This is a genomic window from Allobosea sp. OK403 (assembly GCF_900113835.1).
GTDB lineage: Bacteria > Pseudomonadota > Alphaproteobacteria > Rhizobiales > Beijerinckiaceae > Allobosea.
In genome coordinates this window covers 127,106-152,795 of the sequence record NZ_FOQV01000010.1, presented here as the reverse complement: position 1 = coordinate 152,795, position 25,690 = coordinate 127,106, and the positions used below count along the sequence as shown (strand labels likewise).

General features: G+C 64.9%; 22 protein-coding genes. 6 read left to right on the top strand and 16 right to left on the bottom strand.

The features are described 5' to 3' along the window. Positions 1–104: 104 nt before the first annotated feature. The 4 genes from BMZ97_RS25185 to BMZ97_RS25170 all read right to left on the bottom strand — a co-directional run bounded on the left by BMZ97_RS25185 (position 105) and on the right by BMZ97_RS25170 (position 5,776). The gene (locus BMZ97_RS25185; protein WP_244546594.1) at positions 105–1,238 is read right to left on the bottom strand and encodes an extracellular solute-binding protein; all 1,134 of its coding nucleotides are present in this window, start codon (positions 1,236–1,238) and stop codon (positions 105–107) included. Positions 1,239–1,509: 271 nt separating this feature from the next. After that, entirely contained in the window at positions 1,510–2,208 is a 699-nt protein-coding gene (locus BMZ97_RS25180; RefSeq protein WP_092176351.1) for a GntR family transcriptional regulator, read from the bottom strand. Positions 2,209–2,811: 603 nt separating this feature from the next. After that, entirely contained in the window at positions 2,812–4,809 is a 1,998-nt protein-coding gene (locus BMZ97_RS25175) for an FAD-binding monooxygenase (RefSeq protein WP_092176348.1), read from the bottom strand. A 184-nt stretch (positions 4,810–4,993) separates the two neighbouring features. Then, positions 4,994–5,776: a class II aldolase/adducin family protein gene (locus BMZ97_RS25170; RefSeq protein WP_092176346.1), complete on the bottom strand. Its 783-nt coding sequence runs from the start codon at positions 5,774–5,776 to the stop codon at positions 4,994–4,996. Between the two features lie 550 nt (positions 5,777–6,326). On the opposite strand from BMZ97_RS25170, the gene BMZ97_RS25165 reads away from it, so the two are divergent. Both BMZ97_RS25165 and BMZ97_RS25160 read left to right on the top strand, forming a co-directional pair. Then, the gene (locus BMZ97_RS25165) at positions 6,327–6,809 is read left to right on the top strand and encodes a MarR family winged helix-turn-helix transcriptional regulator (RefSeq protein WP_092176343.1); all 483 of its coding nucleotides are present in this window, start codon (positions 6,327–6,329) and stop codon (positions 6,807–6,809) included. A 259-nt stretch (positions 6,810–7,068) separates the two neighbouring features. Beyond that, positions 7,069–8,031, top strand: coding sequence for a Bug family tripartite tricarboxylate transporter substrate binding protein (locus tag BMZ97_RS25160; RefSeq protein WP_092176341.1), 963 nt, complete (start codon positions 7,069–7,071; stop codon positions 8,029–8,031). A gap of 390 nt (positions 8,032–8,421) precedes the next feature. On the opposite strand, the gene BMZ97_RS30945 is transcribed toward BMZ97_RS25160, so the two are convergent. Next, a complete protein-coding gene (locus BMZ97_RS30945) occupies positions 8,422–9,000 on the bottom strand; it encodes a hypothetical protein (RefSeq protein WP_139221333.1) in 579 nt (192 codons plus the stop codon). 654 nt (positions 9,001–9,654) lie between these two features. Between BMZ97_RS30945 and BMZ97_RS25150 the strand changes: the two genes are divergently transcribed. Next, complete coding sequence (locus BMZ97_RS25150; protein ID WP_175525734.1) at positions 9,655–13,116, top strand: DUF2339 domain-containing protein; 3,462 nt, start codon at positions 9,655–9,657, stop codon at positions 13,114–13,116. 299 nt (positions 13,117–13,415) lie between these two features. Here the strand turns inward: BMZ97_RS25150 and BMZ97_RS25145 are convergent, their stop codons facing one another. The 6 genes from BMZ97_RS25145 to BMZ97_RS25120 form a co-directional block, all read right to left on the bottom strand. Next, on the bottom strand, positions 13,416–14,111 hold the full coding sequence (locus BMZ97_RS25145) for a DUF2161 domain-containing phosphodiesterase (RefSeq protein ID WP_092176333.1): 696 nt from the start codon (positions 14,109–14,111) through the stop codon (positions 13,416–13,418). A 197-nt stretch (positions 14,112–14,308) separates the two neighbouring features. Next, positions 14,309–14,785, bottom strand: a complete 477-nt coding sequence (locus tag BMZ97_RS25140) for a YHS domain-containing (seleno)protein (RefSeq protein ID WP_092176330.1) — start codon at positions 14,783–14,785, stop codon at positions 14,309–14,311. Positions 14,786–14,811: 26 nt separating this feature from the next. Then, on the bottom strand, positions 14,812–15,297 hold the full coding sequence (locus tag BMZ97_RS25135; protein ID WP_092176328.1) for a hypothetical protein: 486 nt from the start codon (positions 15,295–15,297) through the stop codon (positions 14,812–14,814). A 41-nt stretch (positions 15,298–15,338) separates the two neighbouring features. Beyond that, entirely contained in the window at positions 15,339–16,739 is a 1,401-nt protein-coding gene (locus tag BMZ97_RS25130; RefSeq protein WP_092176325.1) for a tetratricopeptide repeat protein, read from the bottom strand. 71 nt (positions 16,740–16,810) lie between these two features. Continuing rightward, positions 16,811–18,088: an OpgC family protein gene (locus BMZ97_RS25125; RefSeq protein ID WP_139221331.1), complete on the bottom strand. Its 1,278-nt coding sequence runs from the start codon at positions 18,086–18,088 to the stop codon at positions 16,811–16,813. 171 nt (positions 18,089–18,259) lie between these two features. Then, on the bottom strand, positions 18,260–19,207 hold the full coding sequence (locus tag BMZ97_RS25120) for a CE1 family esterase (protein ID WP_092176320.1): 948 nt from the start codon (positions 19,205–19,207) through the stop codon (positions 18,260–18,262). Positions 19,208–19,374: 167 nt separating this feature from the next. Here BMZ97_RS25120 and BMZ97_RS25115 point away from each other — a divergent pair, with 167 nt between their 5' ends. The 3 genes from BMZ97_RS25115 to BMZ97_RS30940 all read left to right on the top strand — a co-directional run bounded on the left by BMZ97_RS25115 (position 19,375) and on the right by BMZ97_RS30940 (position 21,455). After that, positions 19,375–19,947, top strand: coding sequence for a sigma-70 family RNA polymerase sigma factor (locus BMZ97_RS25115; protein WP_244546591.1), 573 nt, complete (start codon positions 19,375–19,377; stop codon positions 19,945–19,947). An 85-nt stretch (positions 19,948–20,032) separates the two neighbouring features. Then, positions 20,033–20,674 (top strand): NrsF family protein, encoded by a 642-nt coding sequence (locus tag BMZ97_RS25110; RefSeq protein WP_175525733.1) that lies wholly within the window; start codon positions 20,033–20,035, stop codon positions 20,672–20,674. Positions 20,675–21,191: 517 nt separating this feature from the next. Then, entirely contained in the window at positions 21,192–21,455 is a 264-nt protein-coding gene (locus BMZ97_RS30940; protein ID WP_139221330.1) for a hypothetical protein, read from the top strand. A gap of 674 nt (positions 21,456–22,129) precedes the next feature. Here the strand turns inward: BMZ97_RS30940 and BMZ97_RS25105 are convergent. From BMZ97_RS25105 to BMZ97_RS25085, 5 genes are all read right to left on the bottom strand, one after another. Then, a complete protein-coding gene (locus BMZ97_RS25105) occupies positions 22,130–22,762 on the bottom strand; it encodes a class I SAM-dependent methyltransferase (RefSeq protein ID WP_092176313.1) in 633 nt (210 codons plus the stop codon). 107 nt (positions 22,763–22,869) lie between these two features. Continuing rightward, entirely contained in the window at positions 22,870–23,283 is a 414-nt protein-coding gene (locus BMZ97_RS25100; RefSeq protein ID WP_092176310.1) for a nuclear transport factor 2 family protein, read from the bottom strand. 84 nt (positions 23,284–23,367) lie between these two features. Next, entirely contained in the window at positions 23,368–23,970 is a 603-nt protein-coding gene (locus BMZ97_RS25095) for an NADPH-dependent F420 reductase (protein ID WP_280141787.1), read from the bottom strand. Positions 23,971–23,999: 29 nt separating this feature from the next. Next, positions 24,000–24,752, bottom strand: coding sequence for an SDR family NAD(P)-dependent oxidoreductase (locus tag BMZ97_RS25090; protein ID WP_092176305.1), 753 nt, complete (start codon positions 24,750–24,752; stop codon positions 24,000–24,002). A gap of 49 nt (positions 24,753–24,801) precedes the next feature. Beyond that, on the bottom strand, positions 24,802–25,536 hold the full coding sequence (locus tag BMZ97_RS25085) for an SDR family NAD(P)-dependent oxidoreductase (protein ID WP_092176302.1): 735 nt from the start codon (positions 25,534–25,536) through the stop codon (positions 24,802–24,804). Between the last annotated feature and the right edge of the window lie 154 nt (positions 25,537–25,690).

Sequence of the window (25,690 nt, the reverse complement as noted above, 5' to 3'; positions counted from 1 at the left end):
CGGAATGCGATTGCGCGGAGGCGCCCGCCGCGACGGCGGACGCTCCATGGCGAGGCAAGTTACCACCGTCACACAAGACTCGGCGGTCATGCGAGACGCAGCCGTTATTTGGAGCCGATTTCTTCATCCCAGCGCCGGAAGGCCTGGACGAGCTGTACGGGCTCGAGCGGCAGTTCCTTGGGATTGTCGGCGATCAGCTTGTCGTATTCCGGCCGGCCAAATTCGGCGAGCGTGTCCTGGCTTGCCTTGGGCGCCATCGAGAGCGGCACGTCCTTCACCGCCGGGCCGGGATAGAAATAGCCTTCGTCATAGGCATAGGCCTGCTGGTCTTTCTTCAGCATGTGGGAGATCAGGTCAACCAGGATCGGAATGCGCTCCGCCGGGAGACCCTTCGGGATGCTGAGATAATGGGCGTCCACCACCCAGCGGAACCCCTTCAGCGTCTGGATCTTGGCCTCCTTCGGCACGATACCGAGCGCACGCGGATTGATGTCCCATCCCGTCGTGGTGACCATCATGTCGCGCGTGCCGTCGCCGAACTCCTTCATCACGGCGCCGGTCCCGGTCGGGTAATACTCGATCTGCTTGTGCAGCTCCTTCAGATAGGTCCAGGTCTTGTCCCAGCCTTTGACCGGATCCTTCGGATCGGTATCTCCAAGCAGATAGGGCAGCCCCATCAGGAAGGTCCGCCCGGGCCCTGAATTGGCGGGGCGCGCATAGATGAACTTCTTGGGGTTCTGCTTGGCCCAGTCGAGCAGTTCCTCGGCCGTGGTCGGCGGCGTCTTGACGCGCGCCGGCGCATATTCCAGCAGCGGACCGGACGGATAATAGCTGATGACGACGCCGCGGCCCTTGGCCAGGGCCTGCATGCGCCAGGCGGGATCGAGATAGATCGATTGGAGATCGGGCAGGTTCTTCGCCTGCTCGCCGATGAGGTCGTAGTAGATGTCGTCGGCGAGGCCGGCGGAGAGCGCATCGGGGCCGATGATCACAAGATCGATGTCGACGCGGTTTGCGCCCTGCTGGGCCTTGATCTTGCTCGGAAGCTCGGGCGCCGGAGCCTTGGTGAAGGCGATGCGCGAGACGAGCTCGGGATTGGCCTTGCGGTAATTGTCGAAGGCCGGCTGTGTCAGGGCAAGGTTGCCGGCAGCGTCGACCACGTTCAGCAGCAGCGGGGATTTGGGCTTCACCACCTGGGCTGCAGCGGGATTCACGGCGAGCCCGCCGAGCCCGGCCATGCCAAGCCCTGATACGCCAAGCGCGCCGCCGATCAGATGCCGTCTGGAAATGTCATGCGTCATGTTTCCACCCTTTCTGGAACATCGGAAGATTGGTCCGCGGGCGTTGGCTCGTCCGTCGGGGGCCCATGATGGGCTTCTCGTTTTCGTTGCTATGCCGCGAGCCTTTTCCTCAGTGGCGAATGGCTTTTCCGTCCGCGACGGCTGACGCCATCGCCGGGCGCCGATGAGGCCGAGGTTCGAGCAAGCGTCCTTCCGAGCCGGCCTATCCTCATTGTCTGTCGTCCAGCCGGGCACGGCCGAAAACCGTCTCGATATGGCGCTGTCCGGATCGGACGATGTGATCGCGCATGATCCGTTCGGCGGAATCGGGGTCTCCCAGCGCGATCGCCTCGAGAATGGCGCGGTGCTCGGCGAAGGCGCGGCCGCGCTCATCGGCGTCCTGGAGCAGGCCGACGCGCGTCGTATGATCGTAGATCTGCTGCCGGCTCTGGAGACGCCGCAGATACTCGCAGCCCGAGGCCTCATGGATCTGGCCATGGAAGAGTTCGTTGAGCTCGATCAGCCTTTCGACATCGCCTCTTCGCGTCGCGGTCTCCATATCGGCGACCTGACCCCGCAAGGCGTCGACATCCGCAAGCGAGGCGCGCTTGGCCGCCATGCGCGCGATCATGCTTTCAAGAGCGGCGCGGGCGAGCGACATCTCCTCGGCCTGCTGTGGGCCATAGGTCACGAAGACGCCGCGCCGCGGCTCCGTCCGCACCAGGCCCTCAGTCTCGAGCTGTCGCAAGGCCTCCTTCAGCGGCGTGGTGCTGACGCCGAGATCGCGCGCAAGATCGCGCTCGTTCAAGCGCTCCTCGTCGACGAGCCGGCCGGCAATGATCGCCTTGCGCAGATTCTCGTGAACATGGTCGCGCAGATTGATGAGGAAGATCGGCTGGACCGGGGTGACGCGCTCGCCGTGATCCATGCTGGCCTCCGCGATCTTTCCGCCGGGTGGTTTCTAATATGAGATATCTGATATTTCAACAGCGGGCAAAGATAAGCAGCTTCTGCTCGCAACTGCTGGCAAAGCCGCAATTTGCCGATAATCTGAGCCAGGATTTCAGTCGGTTGGAATTTCGGGAAACGCGCCGTCATTCCGGGCGACTGCAAGGAGACCCGGGATCCATTCCGGAACCTCACTCGCAAGAGCAGGATGCGAAAAAGTGGGAACCGGTTTTTCGCATTGATCCTGCTCTCACTCTTTGACGAGAGACGGATTCAGACTTCAGACGGGATCACTCCGTGATTCCGTCTGAAGTCATCCGGCTCTGGCGCTCCGGAATGGCTCCCGGATCGGCGCCGCTGACGCGGCTTGTCCGGGATGACGGCGCGTTTGTCCGCAATGTTCAGGCTTTTGAAAACGGGGCATCGTTGTCGGCCAGCCTCTCAGGATGAGGGCTCGCGGAGTTTCCAAACAGAGAGGACTCTTAGAGCGTTTTCAAGCGAAGCGGATACCGGTTCGCGTGAAGAAAACGCCTTAAAACGAAGAGCAGGAGCCTTGAACGCTCCAAATGGATCGGAAGCGGCTCTAGGCGGATTCTCCACACGAATCCGGCTGGTCAAGCAGGACGCCAGCGAAGAAATCCTCGAATGCGCGGAAGCCGTCCAGCGGCAGGACATGCGCGATATATTGGTCCGGCCTGACGATCACCAGGCAACCACGCTCGCGGTCGATGCCGCGCAGGTCGAAGATGTCGTGACCGCTGCGAAAGTCGGGGCAGAACACCTTCTCGTAGTCGACTAGGCCGAGCCGGCCCTTGCGTGGCAGGAGCAGGCCAGGCAGCGTCTCCACCGCGATGTCGCGATGCGCCTGTTGCAGGATCGCGCGAAGGTCGATGACCGCATCGATATCCTCGCCTAGCCGCCTATGCCGGCGGATGGGCGATGCAGGCGAGGCCGCCAGGAACTCGCAAAGCGCCCGCAGCCGCGACGTTGCCGAGGACGGATCTGCCCTGTCGGCGAAGGCATAGAGGCGCCAGCGGCCGTCGGCCTCAGCGACATGGCCGAGCTCGACCGGCTTGGCGTCGCCAAGGCGCACAACCGGCGCGGAATGGAAGCGCGCGCCGATCGGAAACCCCGTCGCCAGGCCGGCATGGCTCGGCTCGCCGATCAGGGCCGAGGCCGCATAGCGGGTCGCGGTTCCCGCTGTGTAGCGGCCATGTCGGACGAAATACGCTTCGACATCTTTGGGGTCGACGCCGTCCCCGGTTTGCGAGGTTTTCAGCGGCGCGCTCAGCATCTTCGCCCATTCGCGATCGAAATCGATCAGCTCCCTGGCGATCGCCTGGCGTTCAGCCGAGTAGCTGTGCAGGAGTTCCGGCCGGCATTGCCCGCGCAGGACCGCGGCCAGCTTCCAGCCCAGGTTGAAGCTGTCCTGCATCGAGACATTCATGCCCTGGCCGGCTTTCGGGCTGTGTGTATGGCAGGCATCGCCGGCGATGAAGACGGCGGGCAGGCGCTGCTCCACCTCACCCACCGGCACATCGTCGAACTTGTCGCAAAGACGCTGGCCGATCTCGTAGACCGACCACCAGGCGACCTCTTTCACCTCGAATCTATAGGGCCGCAGGATCCGCTGTGCCGCGGCGATGAGATGCTCCACCCCGATATTGCGGCTCGCGACCCGCTCATTCTCGCTAAGCTTGTCGAGTTCGACATAGATCCGGATCAGATAGCCGCCCTCGCGGGGGATGATCAGGATCGTGCCTTCGGCTGCGGACTGAATCAGCGCCTTCAGCCGGACATCCGGGAAATCAGTGACGGCGAGCACGTCCATGACGCCCCAGGCCTGCTGGGCGGAATCGCCATCCAGCCTGCGCCCGATCGACTTGCGCACAGTGCTGCGCGCGCCGTCGCAGCCGACGACATAGCGCGCCTTGACCGTCTCGATCTCTCCCTCATGGGCGGGATCGAGCCGCTCCAGTTGCACGGTCACGCGATGCGATGGAGCGCCGCTAGCGGCCGGACGGCTCGTGTCGATCTGCAGATCGAGCAGGCGCCTGGAGTAATCCGGCTCCAGCCGGCGCGGCGAGCGCCTGATGACGTCGAGGAAGAAATCATGCACCCGCGCCTGGTTCAGGATCACATGCGGGAATTCGGAGAGGCCATCCTCGACATCCTGGATCCTGCCGCTGCGGATGATGCGCTCCGGCCGGGTTGCGTCGGGTTTCCAGAACACCGTTTCGTTGACCCAGTAGCTCTCCTTGAGGACACGCTCGGAGAAGCCGAAGGCGTCGAACATCTCGATCGTGCGGCAGGCGATGCCGTCGGCCTGCCCCAATTCCAGCGGTCCGGGCTTCTGCTCGACGATCCGTGTCGTGATCTCTGGGAAGGCCGCCAATTGCGCAGCCAGCGTCAAGCCTGCCGGCCCGCAGCCGACGATGAGGACGTCGACCTCACCCGGCAAGGAAGCGCTCGTCGAGCAAGCACTTGTCGAGCAAGCACTTGTCGCGGAAGCCGCGAGATCGCTGGCAGGCTCGCAGATGGCGGGATCACCGGTTCGAAAACCGTTGAGATGAAATTGCATGGAGGGCCCCTTCAAACGAGGCGGGATGATCGAGGCGCGAGAGCCGGATGATTTCAGACGGGGTCACTTCGTGATCCCGTCTGAAATCTGAATCCGTCTCTCATCCCGGGAGTGAGAGCAGGATCGATTGCGAAAAACCGGTGCCCACTTTTTCGCATCCTGCTCTGGGTCGAGCCGGATGCCGTCAGCGCCGGCGGGCGCGGGCCTGTTCGAGCCACATCTCCCAGGGGCGATGGACCTGCGCCTCTATGCTCGCGACGCAGGCGCGGCTTTCGCCTTCGGTGAGATAGGTGACCTCGCCGAGCTGCATCGCCTGGAGCTGATAGCGCGCGTTGAGCTCGGCATAGACGGCCCGGTAGACCGCCTGCTTGATCGAGCCGCCGACCACGGTCGAGCCATGGCCGCGCATCAAGACGATGTCGTGGCCGTCGAAATGCTCGGCAAGCGCGCGGCCGAGATGATTGCTGCTGATCAGCAGATCGGTCGCGTCGCCCCCGGCCTCGCGGATCTCGAAGACGGGCGCGCCTTGGCCGACGAAGCCGGCCATATGGAACATTGCTTTGAGCCTTGTGCCCTTGACGACGCTGAGCGGCACGATCGAATGCGAATGGCTGTGAACCACGGCCATCACGTCCGGACGCCTGCGGAAGATCTCGGCGTGGATGAAGCGTTCGAGATAGACCTTGCGGCCAGCCGCGTTCACCGCCTCGCCATCGAGCGTGAATTCGACGATGTCTTCGGCCGCGACCCGGCTCGGCGCCATGTTGCGGGCGAGCAGGAAGCGATCGGGCCGGCCATCATGGCGCACGCTGATATGGCCGAACGCATCGACGACGCCCTGATCGAACAGGATGTGGTTGGCTGCGACGAGGTCCGCGACGATCTCCGGGGAGGGCGCGACCGAGGCCGTGGCGGTGTCGGCCAGGTCGACGGCGATGGGGTGGTTGCCATGGTCCGAGGTGCACATAGGTCGGTCTCTCCTCGCCTTGATCGCAGCGTTCTACAGGCCAGCCATTGGATAGCAGTCGCTCTGCCGTGCCAGCGCGCAGACGATCGGAAGGGATCGATGAGGATGCGAAGCTGCATGCGGCACCGCGGATTCCCGAAGCCGGAAATCACAGCGCCATCCTCCCATCCTTTCGATCTCTGACGGATCGTCCGTATACTGATTAACAGGATACGCGCGGATTATTCACTGTCAACCGGCCGGTGGTATCGGCATCGCGCCGTTCGGCCCGGGCAGGGCAGGGGGACGCGATTGGATGGTCGGGATACCGGGGGCGCTTTGAACTGCCGCGGGCGCCGCGATGTCGGACTTCGCCTCGGCAGCGCTTGCGCGGGCGACGCGACGGGAGCGCCGAGGTCAGTTTGACCGCTTACGGAATGAAAGCATACGATCTATAGCGGAAACGGGCGATCCGGCCGGGCAATATTCGCCCGTGCGGGCTGATCAACAACCTAAAGTGCGGACATTCGAGCGGCGAGACCTGCTGCTGTTTCACTAGGGCAAAGCGACGATGTCGATGGATGATATCTATCTCAAACCTGGCCATCTCATTCGGCGCGCCCAGCAGATTGCCGTCTCGATCTTTCTGGAGGAATGCGCGCCGCTCGATCTGACGCCCGTCCAGTACGCAGCTTTGGTCACGGTGCGCGAGAATCCCGGCATCGACGCGACCCGCCTGTCGGCCCTCGTTGCCTTCGACCGTTCGACGCTCGGCAATGTGCTGGAGCGGATGGAGGCGAAGGAGCTGATCCTGCGCTCGGGCAGCAAGGACGACAAGCGCATCAAGGTGCTGCATCTCTCGCCAAAGGGCGAGCGCGTCCTGAGGGAGGCCGAGCCGCTGGCGCAGCGTGCCCAGGAGCGCATCCTCGCTCCGCTCCTGCCTGCGGATCGCGAGATCTTCATGCGGATGCTCGCGCAGCTCGTCGAGCTCAACAATGACGCCTCGCGTGTACCGCTGCGGCTTGCGGCTGTACGCCCTCCCGACGCGGCCTGACGGCCCGGGCTTTCCCGAAATCGAGATTGCGGTCGAGGCCGTTTCACGAACCGGAGTTCGTGAGCTTGCGGTTTGACAGGCTCGAGATGTGGTGCATACTGATAATGAGTATGCGTTCTTATCTCTTGGCGCGACTTGAAGGAGCCGCCAACGCCTGCTGCTGCCGGGCCCGCTCCACGACGAGATCCTGATCGCAGACCGCCTTTTCGACCTGAAGCGAGAACCGCCACCAAGGCGGCCGTATCTGGAGGAAACCCTAGTGATCATCACACGACGTGCGGCCCTGATGGGGCTCGCCGGCAGCGCGCTCGCGCCCCGGACCAGTTTTGCTCAACGCAAGATCGTGCGGCTCGTCGTGCCCGCCGCCGCGGGCGGCGCCATCGACGTCATCGGGCGGCTCTACGCCCAGCGCATCGCGCCTGCGCTCGACGAATCCTGGGTGGTCGAGAACAAGGCCGGTGCCAGCAATACGCTCGGCGCGGCCGATGTCGCGAGGTCTGCGCCCGATGGCAGGACCTATCTGACCAATGCCGACATCCACATCATGGCGAAACACGTGATGCAAAACGTGTCCTATGATCCGCTGATGGATTTCACGCCGATCTCGCGCTTCGCGACCTCGCCGATGGTGCTGATCGGCTCGAGCAAGACGCCGCAGACCATGCCGGCGCTGATCGCCGATATGAAGGCCAGGCCCACCGAGTACACCTTCGCCAATTCGGCGCTGGGCAGCATGGGCCATCTCGCCACGGAGAGCTTCAAGCGCCGCACCGGCACGCGCGCGGAGCTGGTCAATTATCGCGGCACGGCTCCGGCGATCACCGATGTGGTCGCAGCCCAGGTGCAGTTGATGGTCGCCCCGCTCGGCTCGGCCCTGCCGTTCATCAGCGATGGCAAGGTGCACGCCTTCGCGATCATGGGTGCGCAACGCAGCACGCTCCTGCCGAATGTGCCAACCGCTGGCGAGCTCGGGCTGGCGGATCTCGACTTCACGCTCTGGTACGGCCTGTGGGGGCCGAAGGGCCTGCCGGCGGAGACGGTGCAGCGCGTCAACGCGGCGGTGCAGGCGGCGTCGAAAGATCGCGAGATCGTCGACAAGCTGACCGCGCTCGGCGCCGAAGCCGTGACGGAGGACGCGGCGAGCTTCGTGCGTTTCATCGCAGCCGAGACCTTGCGCGCCAACCGCGTCGTCGAAGAGGCGGGGATCAAGCCGGGAGGTTGACAGAGATTCGGCAGCAGCGGTCTGGTCGACCTCATTCGTACCGCTGGCGCAGCGTAGCGTGCGCCGCGTGCAGACTCCGGGAAGGTCAGTTTTTGTCAAACGGCATGCAGTATTGCCGCCCGATCGGCGTCCAATGTTGACCCCTTGATGAGGTGAGCACGAAACCGACACCGGCAAGGAATCAGAAATATTCGAGGCAGGGAAAGGCCTTCGCCTCGTAGCTTCTCACGATGAGAAGGCAGCCTACGGAGTCGCAGAGAATCTCGCATTGTCCAATGCCGGTCAGGATATCAAAATTTTCGTACAGCAATCGCCTTCTTGAGCCCTTAGGCGCCCTCGCATGCAGACGAAATCATGCGTTGCCATTGCGGCGAGCGGTCGATCGTGGGTTCAATGCGGCGGTACGGCAGCATTTTCCAGCTCGACAGCGATTGCGTTCGCCAACCTTTGTCGGTCGCCAGTTGTCCACCGGACGAGAATGCGGGCAGCGGTGGCGGCCCAATACAGATTCCGCCTCGTCGGCACCGTATTGGCGATATCCAGTTCTTCGGCAAGGCCATGATCGTCGTAGCCGATCTCACGCGCGATTTCGTGCCACCGGTGCCAACGTTCGGCGGGAATTGAAACCGCCTCATGCGCAAGGTCGGCAATCATTGTGACACCCGTTGGCACGTCACGATTGACCGCGAACGCTCCGACGGGACCGCGTTGCGGTGGGGCGGCAACGCCTTCCAGCTCGGTTGCGATCTCATCCGCCAGCCTTTGCCGGTCGCCGGTGGTCCACTGCGCGAGAATGCGAGCAGCTATGGCGGCCCAATACAGATTCCGCCTCGTAGGCGCCGTATTGGCGATATCCAGTTCTTCGGCAAGGCCATGATCGTCGCGGCCGATCTCGCGCACGATTTCATGCCACCGGTGCCATCGTTCGGCGGGAATTGAAACCGCTTCATGCGCAGGGTCGGCAATCATTGGGACACCCAATAGCGTGTCACAATTCACTGAAAAAAGGCTCTACCGAAATGCGATGCGGACGCGCAAACAGGGCATATGGGTCCGCAGTTTGCTACGTGCCGCCGCCCCTGGCAAGTTTTTGGGCCATCCAGCTTGCGCTCCCGCCAGCGGAGCATAAGTCGCCCATGTTGCTTCTTGGAATGTCCGCTCCCCACCAGCCCGGCACTTGGCGTGGCCAGCGGGTCATGAGACCCGCACCATTGGACACAGCCTGTAACGATACGGTATTGCCATCAACGACGGTCTACCCGTGGTTGAGGATATGTCTTGGAAGCTCTGGCTCTGCTCGGCCTCATAGTCCTTGGCTTCCTCATCGCTGTCCCGTGGGCGGCCTTCTCCGCAATCGGGCGAGCCAATAACGCGCTTGCACTGGTTGCGAGGCAGCAGGCTGAAATCGACGACCTGCGATCCGCGGTAGCCGCGCTTCGCAGAGCTCCTGTCGAACCTGGCCAGCCAGAAGCCGGCAGCGCACGCGCAGCCATGCAGTGGTCCGCTCACGATACGGCTTCGCCTGCGGATGCTGTCGTTCGGGCTGAGGCCACCCTGCAACCGACGCCGGATGTTCCATCGGAACCCGCCGTCGCTCCCCCGCCGCCACTCCAGGCATTCGAAATGCCATCGCCCTCCGTGGAGGAGATCGAGCCGCTTGCCGAAGCGGCCCGCGATGCCGAGCTCGAGCCGGAGGTTTCCCCCCAGACCTTCGAAGCCCAGGTCGTATCCTCACCACCGCCGCCAGTGGCTGCAATCACTGAGGCGCCGTTGCCTGCGCCAGTCGCTCCGCGCCGCGATTTCGAAGAGGCGATCGGCTCGCGTTGGGCGGTTTGGGTGGGTGGTATCGCACTCGCCTTTGGCGGGCTCTTCCTCGTTCGATACTCAATCGAGGCCGGAGTCTTCGGCCCTGGCGTACGCCTGTTGATGGGCGCGGCCTTTTCGCTCCTCGCCGCAGCCGCCAGTGAATATCTGAGGCGGACCGATCGGGTCCCCGATCTCGGCCCTGTCTCGGCGGCATTTGGAGGTTTGGGCGGCGCCAACATCCCCGGCGTTCTCGCCGGCGTCAGCGTGCTCAGCGGGTTCGGCGTCGTCTTTGCGGCGCATGCGATCTATGGCTTCATCGGGCCTGGTGTCGCCTTCGCGTTGATGGGGCTGATCGGCCTGGCCGCGCTTGCGGCATCTCTCATCCATGGCCCAATCCTCGGATTATTCGGCCTGGTTGGCTCCTATGCGACGCCCATGCTGGTCGCCAGCACAGCGCCGAGCTACGCGTCGCTATCGATCTTCATCGCCTTCGTCACGACGACCGCCTTCCTTCTGCATGCGCGGCGGCCGAGCCGGGTGGTCACGCTGGGCGCTGTTGCGGGACATGGCATCTGGACCCTCCTGATTGCACTGGCGGGTCACAATCCGGCATGGGCTTCCTTCCTGCTGATCGTCGGCGCGGTGCTTGCTCTTATCCTGCTCAAGGAATGGCCCGCGCTCAGGGGCCGGGCAGCCCAGGGCGTTTGGATGGTTTTGGGTTTCGACGCGATCGGCCTCATCGCCATCGCGGTTCCGCTGGTTCTGTCCGGGGTCATATGGGCAGCCGATGGTGGGCCCGCACCGCTGCACGCAGCCATTCTGATATCGGTGCTGGTCGCAGTGCTCTCATCTGCGCGGCACCGTGACCTTGCGCCGCTGGCGCCTCTGGCTGCGGCCGCCGCGGCGGGAATGGTCTTGCTCTGGCCGAGCCGGGAGGCCGCCTTCGGCATCTCGCCGCACCTCATCCTCGATCTCATCAGGCTGAGCTTCACGGGCAATGCCGGTCCGGGAATCGGATGGAGCGCTGCCCTGCTGGCTATGATCGTTGCCGGGCTTCCCTTCTATGCCCTGCTGACGCGCAAGGGCTCCGGCGCCGGCGGATTCATCATCCGCGGCTGCCTTGCCTTCGCCTCCGCGCTTGGACCGATCTGTTTGCTGCTGGCCGCGGCTCTGCGCAGCAACGGCTTTGAGCGCTCAACCGGCTTCGCGGCGCTAGCGCTCTTGCTGTCGCTGGCGCTGTTTGGCGCTTCGGAAATGTTGCTGCCCGTCGAACGACGCAACACGCCGTCGCGGACAAACCCGCTCGCCTTCATCGGCTCGGCCGCCTATGCCGCCGGCGGCTCGATAGCACTCGGCATGGCTGTCGCCTTTGCACTGCGCGAGACCTGGCTTGTAGTCGGGCTGGCCATTGCGGCAGCAGGCGTTGCCATCATCGCCAGCCTGCGCCCGATCCCGTTGTTGCGCAGCATGTCGGCTGCTTTGGCGACGGCCGCCTTCGCGCGCCTGATCTGGCAGCCGATCGTCACCGACATGGGCTCCTGGCCCATCGTCAACTGGGTGATCCCCGCCTATGCCGGTCCGGCGCTGTGCTTTGCTGTCGGCGCGCTCGCTTTGCGCGCAAAGCAGGACCGGCCCCGCAGCGTGCACGAGGCTTTGGCCGCTGTCTTCGGTGCGGCCTTCGTCTTGCTCGAGATCCGGCAGTTCTTCGCAGGGCCAGATCTCGTGCCGAACATCGCGCTGATCACAGGCCATTATGCAGAGGGGTCACGAAACAGGCTCTTCGAGGAAGCCGTGATGCATGTCGTGGCGATCGGTCTCATCGGGGCAGGATTGCAACGCCTTGCCCGTCGCCTGGCCGGGCGCATCTTCGGCCCGGCGGCAGACATCGCTGCCGTCGCCCTGATCGTGCTGAGCCTCGCTGGGCTTTGCGGCCTGCTCAATCCGCTCTTCGATGGTACGCAGGTGCTCGGGCCGCCCGTCTTCAACCGGCTCATGCTCTACGTGCTGGCCGGCCTGTCTCTTGGCGTGCTGGGTTTCGTGCTCGATCGAGATGAAGCACGCTCGCGTATCGGCGAGAGTCTCACGGCCTGTGCAGCCGTATTGGTTTCACTCGGGGCCATCCTCATCGTCCGGCACGCCTTTGCTGGCCCGCAAATGGCTCCGCGATCCGTTGAGACCGTCGGCTTCGTCGAGGCGGTCATCGTGACGCTCATGCTGCTCGCCCTGACTGCGGGCGCGCGGATCTGGCATTCGGCCGCAAGCAATCGCGTGACCGAATACGCGATGCGCGCGCTGGCCTTCCTGGCGATCGGATGGGCGACACTCGCGCTGGGCATCGTGCGCAATCCGATGATCGATCACAGCGGCGTTTCCGGCCCCATCATCTTCAACCGGATCCTATGGGGATATGGCGCGGCAACCCTTGCCTTCGCCGGCCTTGCCTTCTGGACGCGCTCAGCCCGTCCGACAATCAGTCGGGCCTTCACCAAGACCGCAATCGGCGGAGCGGTGCTGTGCGCCTTCCTGCTTCTGAGACATGGCTTCCACGGTCCACTGCTCGTCTCCGAGGTGCCGGTGACTCTGGCCGAAGCCGGTTGGTACGCGTCGCTCGGCTTCATCGCGGCCATTGCCGGCATGATAGCCGGTTCGGTCAGGGTGTTCGGTCGCCCCATCGTAGTACGCGCGGAAAGCGCGGCTCTTGCCTCCAGCATCGCCTTCGGTCTTCTCTCGGGAGTGCTCGCCAATCCGCTCCTGACCGAGGAGCCGTTGGCCGGGCCGATCATCCTCGACAATGCCTTGGTCGGCTATCTCATGCCGTCACTTCTCGCCTTCACTGCGGCGCGCTGGACACGCGAGTACATCACAGCGCCGCTGGCCAGGCGCATCTTTGGCGCAGCCGCGATCATAGGTGGCCTGATCTACTTGCTGATCGAGGTGCGGCGCTGGTTCGTCGGCCCTGACCTGCTGGTCGATGGTGGAAGCGCAACCGAACTCTACGCCTACTCGGCGGCGCTCCTGCTCTATGGCGTCGCCCTATTGGCGCTCGGCTTCCGGCTGCAATCGAAAGACCTCAGGCTGGCCTCTCTTGCGGTCGTCACTGTCGCGATCTGCAAAGCCTTCCTCGTCGATATGGCCGGATTGGAAGGCCTCTTGAGGGCGTTGTCCTTCATCGGCCTGGGAGCCTGCCTCGTCGGGATCGGGCTCGCCTATCAACGCTTGCTGCGGCGCGAATTTGCGCAGCAGGAGAAGGTCACGGGCGACGCCTCCGTCTCGACATAACCTTGGAGTCTGGCCGAAATGAAGCCAAAGATTTCAATGGCTTTCGATCGCTTGCCGTCATCCGCGCCGTCATCCTGGACAAGCCGCGTCAGCGGCGCAGATCCGGGATCCATCGTAGAGCGCGGCTCTCTACGATGGATCCCGGGTCGAAGCTTCGCTTCGCCCAGGATGACGGCGCATAGATGATCGAGACAGAGCCATTGAAATAGCTCGGTTCATTTCAGGCCAGGCTCTTGGGCGCTTCGGAGAAGACGAGGAGCGGCACGCCGAAAGGAGTCCGTGCGCGCCGTTTCTAAAATCTAGAGAGACGCATGCCCGGCCGGTTCTTCATGCCGTCGGTCGATCGTGGATGGCGGCCACTTCTGTAGCGCGGCGCGGCCGGCCTCGGTGAGCGCGTAGACCCCGCGATCGGCGCGTTCGAACCAGCCATAGACATTGCGATGCAGGATTTTCTGCGCGTCTGGGCAGGATGGCTTGAGATCGCGCGGCCGCTGCGGCGTCGCCATCATCGCCGCGGCGCAGGCAAGTGCCTGTTGCCGGTATGCGGTCATGATCGGCATTTTCGTGCCGCCGCCTGCGACCGGATCGCCCTGGCGCCGCTTGTGCTCCTCGACGAGCTTCGAGCGGCGCTTGGGATCCTTGCGCGGCGTCGGCGCAGCCGGAGAGACCAGGACATCGACGCGCCCGGAGGAGGCGACACCGAGCAGCCCGAAGCCGAGACGCCGGCACAGGTTGCGATACCTGGCATCGCTCTCGCGTCCCTTTCCCCTGGCCGACAGGCGGGCGGCCAGCCAGATCTCGTCGCCGACGCTCATCCGATCCACGCCTTGCAGGACAAGCTCGAGGTTGAAGCTCAGTTTCAGCTCTCCGATCACGACGACAGACGGGTCCCCCTCCTTGAGCCCGACAAGGTCGCATCGGCCGATCTCGCCCTTCACGGCATAGCCGAGGTTTTCAAGGAAGCGTTTGACCGGCAAATAGAGGGTCGTCTCCAACGCGAAATCTCCGGATGCAGCCCAACACCACCTCCCGGAATCGGCTGTCGGGAGATCGGCGGTTGCCGCGACTATGCGGCGGCAGTTGTTTCGGAATGACAAATGGCCCTGAGGTCGCCCGGACGCTTGGAGCCTTGCAAATCTAAACCCTGCTCTCATCAAAGAATGAGAGCAGGTTCGATGCGAAAAGCCGGTTCTCAGTTTTTTGCGTCCTGCTCCGGCTTCGGCCAGTTGGCGTCGGCCCGGGCGATGTAGCTCTGGGTTTTTGCCAGCCAGGTCTTCCGGACGCCGAGGTCGTAGTTGAGGTAGAGCCGGCCATTCACGATCGACCAGGCCTCGGGCTCGATCTTGACGAGATAGCCCCGCGAGGTGCCGTAGGCGCAAAAACCGCCATAGGCCGGCAGATACCTTTCGGGATTGGCTTCGAACAGTGCCTTGTGCTCGGCGCTGGCGAAGCGCCAGGTGGCGCCACTGTGCTGCGCCGAGAATTCCGGCTTGCCGAGCCGCGGGCCGCCATCGCGGAAATAGGCGACCGGATCATAGCCGCGGATGGCGACGCCGTCGCTTGAGCCCAGCGTATTGACCGGCTGTCCGGCATCGGCCCAGCTGCCGGCTGTCGCCAACGGCACCGCTGCAAGGCCGAGCAGTCGAATGAAATGTCGCCTGTCGAACATGGCGTCTCTCCCTGTCCTGCCGGGGCTCAGGCCCTGCGCGCTTCCAGCGCCTCGAAGACATAGGCCGCGAGGTAGCCATAGATCGCGTGGCCGATGAGGCTCATGACGGAGAGGCGCGGCACGTCGTTGAGCAGGAAATGCTGGCCGGCGAGGGGTGCGAAGAAGCCGAGCGCGATGAAATAGGTGATCACGCCCCAGATCCAGCCATCGGCCGGCATGCCGAAGCTCTTCACCCAGCGGGTCAGCCCGTAATAGCCGAGCGGGTAGAACAGGAAGCCGGTGGTGAAGTGCAGCAGCTTGGCCGTCGGCGTCGAGATGGTGAGGCCGAGCTGATGCGCGAAGAGCGACTTGACCAGCTCGGGCGGTTCCAGCGGATATTCGGCGAACCAGGCGGTTGGCACGGCCGAGAACAGCTCCCAGAAGCCAAGCGCGGCAAAGCCGCCGAGAGCGAGGTTGAGCACGGTGCGCGTCGAAGGCAGGGCAAAGCCCTGGGTCATGGTGGCAGTGGTCATGGCATGGGGTCCTGTCGCGAGGGTCCAAGGGGTCCAAAGGGTCAATGGGCGATGGCAAGCGGTGTGGCCGCGACGGCAAGCGCGGCGGTGCGCCCGCTCGGGCGGCTGCGCAGCTGGCTCAGCCTGCGGCTGGCGTAGAGATTCCAGCCACCGCGCCGGGCGAGGCGCTCGCTGAGGATGTGGCTGGCCCGGTCGTGATTGCCGGAGCGGATCAGGCTTTCGATATGGGCCTGCTCGAACAGGTCGCGCTGGGCGTGGCTGCCGCCGATGGCGACAAGCCCGCTGCGGGCGCAGCCGAGCAGGCGGGAGGCCTCGGCATAGTCGCCCTCATGGAAGGCGATCAGGCCGAAAGCCGCGAGCGCGCCATTGCGGGCGGCTTCGCGCCGTTCGCCGCTTCGATGGCTATGGCAATCCTCGACCAGCCCGCGCGCGATGGCTTCGGCCGCGTCATGGCGACCGGCGCCGAGCAGCGCGAGCGCGTAGTGCAGGTCGGCGAAGACGAGGCGGCCGTCATGGACGCGGCCTTCGGCCTTGGCCGCGAGCTCCTCCCAGCGCGAGCCGACATCGACGCCGGCATAGTCGAGCCTGGCCAGCAGCGAGGCGCCGTTGGCGATGTCGCGGTAATCATCGGTCTGCTCGCCGCGGATATCCTCGTCATAGAGGCGCAGCACCTCAGTGGTCTCGCCGCGCTCCAGCCGGAACAGAGCGAGGTGCCAGACGATATGGAAGCGCAGATTATTGGCATGAGCCCAGTTGCGACTATGGCCGAGCCAGGCGACGCCTTCATCGGCGCGGCCGGTCATCTCCAGCACATGCGCCACGGCATGGCGGCCCCAGGCGTCGCGCGGGCTCAAGGCGACCGCGCGGCGCCCAGTGCGCTCGGCCTCGGCATAGAAGCCCTGCTCCTCCAGCGCGAAAGCGTAGCAGCCATTGACATAGCCGGTCAGCGGATGGCTCTCCGCGAAGCCGGGCACGACGCGGCGCAGGCTCGCGAGCATCTCAGCCTGGTCGCCGAGCATGAAGCGCAGGCCGTGCGAGAGCTTCAGCGCCAGCACGTCGAACGGATGGCTGTCGAGGATGGCCTCCAGGCGTTGCGCCGCCTGGCGTGGCGCGTCTGAGAGCCAGAGCGCCAGCGCCTCGACGACCATGCGCTCGCGCCGCGTCGCCGGGCGCTGCGTCATGGCGGCCTGCGCCTTCGCCAGGCAGTCGCGTGCCGCGCCGAGCAGCTCGGGCCGCGCCAGCGAGAGCAGCATCAGGCCCTTGGCGGCATGGGCGAGCGCGAAACCGGAATCGGCGTCCAGCGTGCGGGCGAGATGCTCGGGCGTCGCCGCGGCATGCGCCAGCAGCGCCTCCAGCGTGTCGTTCCAGGCCAGCCGGGCCGCGTCGTTGGCGACGGTGACGCGGTCGCCCGAAAGATCATGATAGGAAAGATCGTGATGCATGAGGCTGCTCCATTGCAGCGCCCGGCAAGAGCGCTCATCGGGAAGTTCGCAACGCGCCGTTCAAACGGACATCAACTCGCTTCACGGACGCGTGTTGGCAGGGCTGCGGCTGTTGCCGGCTCGTCGCGCCGCACTGGCTCTGACTTGGGCTCGGGCTTGGGCTCTTGCTTGGGCGCCGGCCCGGCCCAGGGCTGGCTCTTGAACCAGCCGACGATGACGGCAACCGTGAGGATCAGCGCGAAGCCTGCAAGGTTGAGCAGCGCGACGCTGGCCTCACCGCGCCCCAGCCAGTCGGCGGCCGTGCCGGCAAGGCGCGCCAGCACGACGCTGGTGAGGAAGGTCGCCAGCGACTGCCGGCCGATCAGGATCAGGAGATGGCCCGCGCCGCTGTCGAGCCGCGGGCGCCAGGGTTCGATCAGGCTCAGCACGAGATAGGCCAGAGCCAGGAAGTGCAGCACGCGCAGGATATGCAGGTTGCTCTTCTCGGCATCGGGTATGACCAGATCGCGCAGGGCCTGCGCGGTGGGCCAATGCTCCAGGATACCCCAGAAGGAGAGCGGCACGCTGAGCAGGACGAAGCCGGCGGCGGCCAGCATCAACCGCCTGTCGCCGAGCCGCGGCACCGGCAGCCATTTCATCGCGATGAAGAAGCCGATGAAGAAGACGAGCTGCCAGGCGAAGGGGTTGAGGAACCAGCCGGCGCCGTTCCAGGGGTTGCCGGGCAGGTTGAGGCCTTCGGTCCAGACCAGCGCGTAGAGCAGTCCGACCGTCAGGAAGGGCAGGGCGGCGTGGAGGCGCCTCAGCGCCATCATGACCGGCACCAGCGCCAGGATGACGAGGTACATCGGCAGGATGTCGAGATAGTCGGGCTGCCAGGTCAGGGTGGCCAGGCCGACGAGCGCGGTCTCCGCGTCGCTCAGCAGCGGCGGGAATTGCCTGGCGAGCTCGGCCAGGCCGAAGACGCGGTCGAGCAGGCCTGCGAGTGCGATCAGCGCCAGCACGAGGCCGAGCTGCGCCCAATAGACCTGCCAGATCCGGTAGGCGATGCGCGCCGTGCCCAGCCAGAAGCCACGCCGGACGAAGACGCTGCCGAAGGCGAGCGCGCTGGCAATGCCGGAACAGAAGACGAAGAGTTCCGCGCCGGAGGAGAAGCCGAAGCGCGCCGGGATGAAGGCGTTCCAGCTGTTCTCCGGCAGATGCGCCACGAAGATGATCAGCATGGTCAGCCCGCGAAAGAAGTCGAGCCGCTCGTCGCGCGGCCGCTTCGTCCTTTGCGGGGAGGGGCCGGCTGCGGTCGCGGGCGCTGTGTTCTCGGCGCTGTCTAGAGCGTTTTCGAGCGAAGTGGGCACCGGTTCGCGTGAAGAAAACGCGTCAAAACAAGAATCTGGAGCAATTGAACGATCCGACTGGATCGGAAATTGCTCTGGTGAACTCGTCGCGTGGCGCATGCAGGGTCTCCGGCAGGCCGTGTCTGCGGCTGCGCTGGAGAGATCGCACCAGCGCGCGCTGCGGTTACATCTTCACGGAAATGTGAGCCTGGCGCCGGCGCTCGCCGGCGGCGCCTCGGGTGGCATGATCAGCCTCCAGGCGCGCTCCACCCAACCAGCGGCGGCGATGTGGCCGCCAGTATGCAGGCAGAGCTCGAGCCGCGCCGAGCCGGCGCAGCCGCTCGCCAACCGGCAGGTGAGCTCAGGAGGATCGGCTGGCGCTTGCGTGTCGGCAACCCGAGCGTCTGCGGCCCAATTATCTGCCGCCCAAGACGAGGTGCAGCCTTCCGGCGCCAGGATCGCCAGGCTCTTGAAGACATCGCCCTGCTTGTAGCCGGAGCGCAGGCTGCGCCCAGTCAGCGGCACGGTGGCGTCGCTCGTGCCATGGACATGGATCAGGTTCGGGCGCGGACCGGCGCAACCGCTTGGCAGCGGCTCCCAGAAGGCGCCGGCGATCGGCGCGAACCCGGCAAAGCGCGCCGGCATCCGGCAGGCCAGATACCAGACCATCGAGCCGCCCTGCGAGAAGCCGCTTGCCATGATGCGACTGGCGTCGACCGGGAAGCGCCGCGCCACGTCGTCGAGAACGCGGCCGACATAGGCGAACTCGTCGCGGTGATGGCCGGGCGAGCCGGGATAGGACCAGGTGCGGCCCATTCCATCCGCCGCGATCAGGGCGACGCCAAGGCGTTGCGCCACGCCGACGAGCCCCTGATCGGCGATCGTCTCGTCGGCCGAGCCCTGATAGCCGTGGAAATACAGGATCGCGCCGCTGCGCTGCCCGGCCGGCGCCTGCGGCGGCAGGATGATGCGGTAGGAACCGCCGTCGACGAGACAGCCGCCCTCAGCCGGACAGGAATCGACAGCTTTGCGATCGGCCGGATTCTGTGCCGATGCGGGGCCGGTCAGGGCAAAGGTGGCGGCAAGCGCCACCACGCACCAGGCAAGACGCTGTCCCGCAGCCAAATCCCTCGCGCTCATCTCCGAGGCTCCTGTGCATGCGCGCCGACAGAGCGCCTCCCGCAGGCGCGAGCCTATAGGGTAGACCAGCGGGGTTCATCGCCAGGTCACGGGCTTGTGAGCCCTGTGACGGCATGCGACGGAATAAGCCGGATTTTGCCTCGCCATCCCGGGAAAAGCGCACAGCCTTGTCGCTCGTCGAACTCGAAACGCAGCTGCGCCCCGTCTTCCTGGCTGCACTGGCCGGCGATGCCGCGGCCTATCGGCTCTTCCTCGACACGATCAGCCTGCGTCTGCGCGGCTATCTCAGACAGATGCTGGCGCGCGCCGGCCGCAGCGAGCCGAGCGAGGCCGAGGATGTGCTGCAGGAGACCCTGCTGGCCCTGCATCTCTCGCGCCACACCTATGATCCCGCAAGCCCGGTGACGGCCTGGGCGCATGCGATCGCGCGCTACAAGCTCGTCGACCATCTGCGCCGCAGCGGCCGTCACGCCGCAAACCTGCCGATCGACGAGGAGGCGTTTCAATTGGCTGCGCCCGACAGCGCTGCCCCGGATGCCAGGCTCGATCTGGAACGCGCGATGCAGGCTCTGCCGGAGCGCACGCGCGCTCTGATCGACCGGGTCAAGATTCAAGGGACAAGCGTGGCCGAGGCAGCGAACGCCGCGGGAATGACGGAGACGGCGGCCAAGGTTGCGATCCATCGCGGCTTGCAGGCCATGGCCAAGTTCCTGTCGAAGCGCGGGAGACGTCCGGCATGAGCCCGCTGCGAGATCCATGCGCCGTAACCTTTCGCCGGCTTGGTGCGAATTCCCTCCCGAACCGAACTTATCCGCAAGATCAGACATGCAAACCAACGACCTGATCTCCCTCATGACCGCGAGTCACCAGCCGGTGGACACCGGTTGGCTGAGGCGCGCGACCGGGATCGCCGCGCTCGCAGCGCTTGCGGTCACGGTCGGGCTTGTCCTCATCACGCTGGGTGCGCGGCCCGATCTCGCCCGCGCCTGGATAACGCTGCCGGTCATCGCCAAGGCCTTGTTCGGAGCCAGCGTCGCGACCATCGCGCTCGTGCTGTTCCAGAGGAGCCTGCGTCCCGGGCTGAAGGCGGCGCGGCTCCTGCCGATGCTCGCGATTCCGCTGCTGCTGGTGACGGGCTGGGCCCTGCTGACCCTGAACCAGGCGCCGGTCGCGCAGTGGAGCGCGCTGGTCTTCGGCCGTTATTGGCGCGCCTGCCTCATCGCCGTGCCGCTCTATGCGCTGTGTCCCCTCGTCGTCCTGCTGCTGCTGGCGCGCCGGGGCGCCCCGACGAATGGGCGTCTCACCGGTGCTTGCGCCGGCCTTGCCTCGGCCGGCCTCGCTGCGGTGGCGTACAGCCTGCATTGCCCTGACGACGCGGCGCCATTCCTGGCGACCTGGTACCCGCTCGCCATCGCGATCATGGCCTGCCTGGGCGCGCTCACCTTCCCGCGCTTGATACGCTGGTGAGGCGTCATACGTTGGTGAGACGTCATGGCCGCCAGCTTCGGCAAGCGATATCAAAGGCTTCCGATCGTTTGATATTCCCGCGCCGTCATTCCGGACAAGCCGCGCAAGCGGCGCTGATCCGGAATCCATCGAAGGGCGACGCACTCTACGATGGATTCCGGGCCTCCGCGGAGTTTATCCTTGGGCCGATCAAAGATCGGACCCGGGGGCTGCGCCCGGAATGACGGAGCGTGTTGTCAGGACAGAGCCATCGAAATCTCTGGCTTCATTTCGGACCAGCCACATAGTCGCGATGTCTTGACCCACGCCGCAGTGCAGATGGCGCGGCTGTCGGCGCTTGAACTGCTCGATCGCCTAAAGGGGAAAGCCGCTGATCGACCCAGCGCCTGAATTCGCCACATTGTGCCTTTACAGCTTGTGGCTCGGCGACGATTCGTTCGGCCGGCTCCCGATGCGCTGATCAAGCGCCGAGCCTGTACCCGTATTCATCGAAGTTTGACCGCTGCCTGGATGCAGCGTGCCGCTGCGCTTCTGCGCCCGCCGATTCCCCCCCAAACGTAACTGCTGCGCGGCTCTGCCGCGTCGCGAATGGATGATTATGCACCACACCACTGAAACCAAGCCTACAACCGGGCGCCAGCGCCCCGAGATGACGAGCGCGGCCAACCTGACGAACGCGGCCAAGTCCGCACCCCGAAAATCAGATCCGAACTGGAAGCCCGAGCCCTGCGGCCTCACCCGCGCAGAGCTGCGCAAGATCGTTGCGGACATCCTGGGGTGAAAATCCCGGAGTGAGGATCCTGGGACGACAATCTCACGAGACCGCACCCCACCCGATCACCGGCTTCACCGACCGCTCTCCCCCCTTGAGCAGGATGCGAAAAAAGGGGCGCCGGCTTTTCGCATTGATCGGGCTCCAAGACTCCGTTTGAGAATGCTCAAGGGAAAGCGATCCGGCGAAGGAGCAAGCTCCTCCTGGCGACGTGTATCATGGCATCGAAGGCGTCGAGGCGCTGCTCATATCCGGCGCCGTCGAATCCTTCTCAAGATCCCCGCATTGGCGGGGACACGCGATCCACACAGCGGTTTGCCATCGCGGACGGCGTGTTGTGGCAATGGAAGAATGTCACCAGCGCGTTTTGCACGCGAATGGCATCGCGGCACCATGCTCCGCGCCGATGCGGGCCGCATCGCTATGAGGCTTCAGCGGCCTCCGCTGCCATCGTGGCTTGGGCCCACAAGACGAGAGCGTTTTCGAGTGAAGTGGACACCGGTTCGCGTGAAGAAAACGCGTTAAAACAAGGAGCTAGAGCATTTTCGCGATTCGGAGAAACGCGGAAATGCTCGAGTTCATCCAAAGCCGACTTCGTGCCGGCAAGCAGGGTGCCTCGATGTCTTCGATGGGCGTGTTCGCACCCATTGGGGAGGCCGATACGAAGGTGGCGCCGGGACCCGTCAGGGCTTCACGAACCGATAGGCGAAGCGGTCGGTCTTGCCCTTGATCGAGGGATCGAACACCTTGATCGCGTGCGGATCCTCCTTGTTCGCGAGCAGGGTGCTTTCCGCGTCCAGCACGAAGCCGGCCGCCTCCACTTCCTTGCGAACGGATGCAGGGTCGATCCGATGCAGCGACTGGGCGTCGCTCGTGCCCACGCCTGCAGCGGCGGCGTGATCGACGATGACGTAGCGCCCGCCCGGCTTCAGCCGCTCGTAGACGGCTCGATTGAAGTCAGCCGCCGTCGCGCCCTTGGCCTGCATCAGCGCGGTGTGGAGATCGTGGTAGAACAGGTGCAACCACAGGACATCCGCTGGTTGCGTGGCCCCTGGCATCGCTATGAGGTCCGCCGAGACGGCTTCGACGTTCTCTCGGCCCGGCTCTTTCGCAAGCGTCGACATGCGGCCGAGCGGATCGTTCTTGAAGTGGGCGACTTCCGCCGGCACGAAGCTGTAGATCCGCCCCTTCGGTCCGACGATGTCGGAGAAGAGGCGCGTCCAGTCGCCGTCACCTGGGTACACGTCGATCACGGTGGAGCCCGCATCGATGCCGGCGAACCGGATCAACTCGGATAGTTTGGATTGGTCGTACATCGCAATCTCCTTTGCGGTTGGGCCTATGACGAGCAGGCGGTGGGCGAGGGGGGCAATCCGCGGCTGATCCGCCGCTTACCCCGAGCCGATGGCTGCAGAAGCTGAGGCTACGCAGGCCCGGAGGCGTCCAACTGCGCGGCCCGGGCCAGGGCCTGCGTGTCGATGTATTCCCGGATGCTCGCCAGCTTGCCGTCTCGGAGCGTGATGGCGAAGACCCAATCGTCCACGAACGTCCCGTTCGTGGCTTTGATCCTTCCCCTGGCGAAGCCGACGACGAGGACCCGGTCTCCTTGCGCCACGAACTCCCGGGGTTCCGTGGAGGTTTCCATCGAGTTGGATGCCGTCTCGAGCAAATCCGCCAGCCCGGCGTGCCCATGGCGCGTGCCGGCCAGCGGCCAGTCCTCGCCCGGAATGATCCACTCGATGTCCTCAGTGACTAGCGCCAGCAGAGCCTCCCTGTCGCCGCGGCCGATTGCGGCGAAGAAGGCCTTCACGGTCTGGATGTTCTTCTCAATGCTCATGGGAATTTTCTCCATTTCGCACGGATCGGATCGCGCGCGATCCGATCCGTGCATCATGGCCCTGCCGGTGGGCAGTCGCATTCATCAGTCGAACTTGACCAGGTCCTTGAAGATCAGATGACCCCAGCTGTTTCCGCGCGCCTGGACGAGCAGTCCACCCTCGGAAAGCCCGCCCAGATTGACCGGCCAGAAGCCCAGCTTCTCCGCAAGCGCGCCGATCTCCGACGCGGCGCCGTCATCGTCGCTCGTCAGAAACACGACCCTCCTGCCGCCATGCACGGCCGGGTCCTGGTTGAGGACGGCGGCGCCCAGATGGTTGAAGCCCTTGACCAGTCGGGCGCTGGTGAACGCTCGCGCCACGGCCTTGCCGGAGGATTGGTCCACCAGTTCCTCGACAGGCACGCCGTAGGCATTGGTCACATCGACGATGGTCTTGCCCTGCCAGGTGGGCAGCGCCTTCGCGACATCCGGGTGCGACGCGAAACGAACAGCCAAGAAGATGATGTCCGCCTTGACCGCGTCCGCCAGCGTCTTGGGAATGATCGTAGGCCCGATCGCGGCCGCATCGGCGGCAAAGCTATCCGGGTCGCGCGTGGTTGCGACGGATACTTCGATGCCCTTGCGGGCAAATGCCTTGGCCAGGGCCTTGCCGATATTGCCGAAGCCGATAATTGCGTAGCTCATGATGTGTCTCCGATCTTGCGTGATGTCGGGGGTCAGACTTGCGCCAGCCCTCCGTCGACCGCGAGATCCACGCCGGTGATGTAGGAACTTTCATCGGAGGCGAGGAACGTGACGGTAGCCGCGATTTCCTCTGGCTGGCCCCTTCGACCCATGGGGACCTGCGAGGCAAATTGGGCGGCCGCCTGCTCGGCTTGCTCAGCTGTGAGGCCCGTCGTTGTCGCCAAAGCGGGGGTCTCGATCGGTCCTGGGCTCATCGAATTCACCCGGATCTTGCGGTCCTTCAGCTCCAGTGTCCAAGCGCGCGCGAAGTTGCGCACAGCCGCCTTGCTCGCGGCGTAAGCGCTGAACCCGGGCAGCCCCATCACGTTCGAGACCGACGAGGTCAGGATAATCGAACCGCCGTCCCGGAAGAGGGGAAGGGCTTTCTGCACTGTAAAGAACAGCCCCTTCACGTTCACGTCGAAGGTCTGGTCGAAATGAGCCTCAGTCGCCGCCGCCAGCGGAGCGATTGTCCCCGCGCCCGCATTCGCGAAGAGAATGTCGATGTGACCATGTTTCTCTTTCACGACGGCGTAGAGCCGGTCCAGATCATCCAGGCGCGCCACGTCGCCGACGACCGTCGTAACGTTGTCCTTGATGAGGGCGGCGGCTTCTTTCAGCTCTTTCTCGCGTCGCCCGGTAATCACGACGTGTGCGCCTTCTTCCACGAAGCGTTTGGCCGTGGCCAACCCGATCCCGCTGCTGCCGCCAGTGATGACTGCGATCTTGCCTTCAAGTCTTTTCATGATGTTTATCCTTCGTTGTGCTTGGGCCAGGCACGGCCCCAGGCGGGGGTCAGAGTTGTGCCAGGCCGCCGTCGACGGCGACCTCGCTGGCGGTCATGAAGCTGCTGTCCGACGAGGCCAGAAAGGCTGCCGCCGCTCCGATCTCGGCCGGATCGGCCATGCGCTGGAGCGGAGTCATCGCGCCGTAGGCCTTCTGGCCCTCCTCGCCCAACGCCTGCTTCGCGAGCTCGGTCGCCGTCGCCCCGGGCGACAGCACGTTGACCCGGATGCCGGTGCCCTTCAGGTCCGCCGCCCAGCTCCGCGCGAGGTTGCGCACGGCCGCCTTGCTGGCGCTGTAGGCCGTGAATCCCGGGGCGCCCGTGGTGCCGGCGCTCGATCCGGTCAGGATGATCGAACCGCCCGGGCCCATCAGCGGCAACGCCTTCTGGACCGTGAAGATCGTACCCTTCACATTGGTGTCGAAGGCTTCGTCAATGTGCTCGGCTGTGATCTGGCCAAGCGGAAGCGGGCTTCCTGCACCGGCATTGGCGAAGACGATGTCGAGGCTTCCGCGCTCGGCCTTCACCGCCGCGTAGAGTCGGTCGAGGTCGGCCTCATCCGAGACCGAGCCCTTCACCGCGCGGGCATTGGGGCCAAGCTCGGCCACCGCCGCATCGAGTGCTTCCTGCCGGCGGCCATAGATGAAGACGAAGGCGCCTTCCTCGATGAATCGCTTTGCTGCGGCCAGGCCGATGCCGGTAGCGCCGCCCGTGATGACGGCGGTCTTTCCATTCAATCTGGTCATGTCATGGTTCCTTCCAGGGTTTCGCCTTGGTCTTGGGGGGCGCTCCTTCGACCCCCAACATGGGTCCGCCCAGGTCAGGCGTTGAGTCAGGAGGCACGCATATCGGTGGTGCGAAAACGATCCGGCGGGGGTTCGGCGGCGGGCGAGACGACAA